1 protein-coding gene is annotated in these 1,675 nt (G+C 69.1%); it reads right to left on the reverse strand.

All coding sequences use genetic code 11. The features are described from left to right. Nucleotides 1-1,675, reverse strand: a 1,675-nt coding sequence (locus FV228_RS28930; protein ID WP_147857615.1) for a ribonuclease E/G, incomplete at both ends; no start/stop codon positions are given.

Below are 1,675 nucleotides of genomic sequence, written 5' to 3' on the forward strand. Positions count from 1 at the left end.
GCCGTCGCCCTCGTCGCGAGTCTCATCCTCACGGGCGCCGTCCTCGCGCGCCTCGGTCCGCACCTCTTCCGCGTCACCCTCGGACTCCGCCTCGGCCAGGTCGGCCTCCTCGACGTCGTCCTCGTCCTCGAACTCCATGGCGGGCGAGATCGCCTGCGCGCGCACGCCCGTCACCGGACCCTCCGCCCGCTGGGCCGGCTCGCCGCGGTCGAGCTGGAACGCGGTGGTCACCGGCAGCCGCTCGTCGGCCGCGATCGTGAGCGTGACGCCGAAGCGTATTTCCAGCTCGCGCAGGTGCCCGCGCTTCTGGTTGAGGATGTACAGCGCCACCTCGGTCTTGGTGCGCAGGATCAGGTTGTGGGAGGCCGACTTGAGCAGCGCCTCCTCGATGGAGCGCAGGATGTGCAGCGCCACGGAGGCGGTGGCCCGCACGTAGCCCGAGCCGCCGCAATGCACGCAGGGGATCGAGGACGATTCGAGCACGCCGGTGCGGATGCGCTGCCGGCTCATCTCCATCAGGCCGAAGGGCGAGATCCGGCCGACCTGGATGCGGGCGCGGTCGTTCTTCAGGCAATCGTTGAGCTTCTTCTCGACCGCGCGGTTGTTGCGCTTCTCCTCCATGTCGATGAAGTCGATGACGATCAGGCCCGCGAGGTCGCGCAGGCGCAGCTGGCGGGCGACCTCCTCGGCCGCCTCCAGGTTCGTCCGCAGCGCGGTGTCCTCGATGTCGTGCTCGCGGGTCGAGCGGCCCGAGTTCACGTCGATCGAGACCAGCGCCTCGGTCGGGTTGATCACCAGGTAGCCGCCGGATTTCAGCGACACGTGGGTCGAGAACATCGCGTCGAGCTGCTGCTCGACGCCGTAGCGGGCGAAGATCGGCGTCGGGTCGCGGTAGGGCTTCACGACCTTGGACTGGCCGGGCATCAGCATCCGCATGAAGTCCTTGGCCTCGGCGTAGGCTTCCTCGCCGGAGACCAGAACCTCGTCCAGGTCCTTGTTGTAGAGGTCGCGGATGGCCCGCTTGATCAGCGATCCCTCCTCGTAGACGAGTGCCGGCGCCATCGAGGTCAGGGTCAATTCGCGGACCGACTCCCACAACCGCATCAGGTACTCGAAGTCGCGGGCGATCTCGGGCTTGGAGCGCGAGGCGCCGGCGGTGCGCAGGATCACGCCCATGCCGTCCGGCACTTCCAGGTCGGCCACGACCTCCTTGAGGCGCTTGCGGTCGGCGGCCGAGGTGATCTTCCGGGAGATGCCGCCACCGCGGCCGGTGTTGGGCATCAGCACCGAGTAGCGGCCCGCGAGCGACAGGTAGGTGGTGAGCGCTGCGCCCTTCGTGCCGCGCTCCTCCTTGACCACCTGCACCAGGATGATCTGGCGGCGCTTGATCACCTCCTGGATCTTGTAGTGGCGACGGTAGTGGCGCGGCCGCTCGGGGATCTCGGCCAGCGCGTCGCCGTTGCCGCCGACCTGGGCGATCCGGGGCTCGGCATCGGGGTCGTCGGAATCCTCATCCGACTCCTCGTCGGACTCGTCCTCGTCCTCGTCGTCCGAGTCGTCCTCGTCCGAATCGTCTTCGTCGTCCTCCTCGTCCTCCAGGTCGGCGTCAAGCTCGGCCTCGTCGTCGGCCTCGCCCGTCGCGGACGCGCCGCGGCCGGACGCCGCGACGGCATCC

This window comes from Methylobacterium sp. WL18, assembly GCF_008040015.1.
GTDB classification, from domain to species: domain Bacteria; phylum Pseudomonadota; class Alphaproteobacteria; order Rhizobiales; family Beijerinckiaceae; genus Methylobacterium; species Methylobacterium mesophilicum.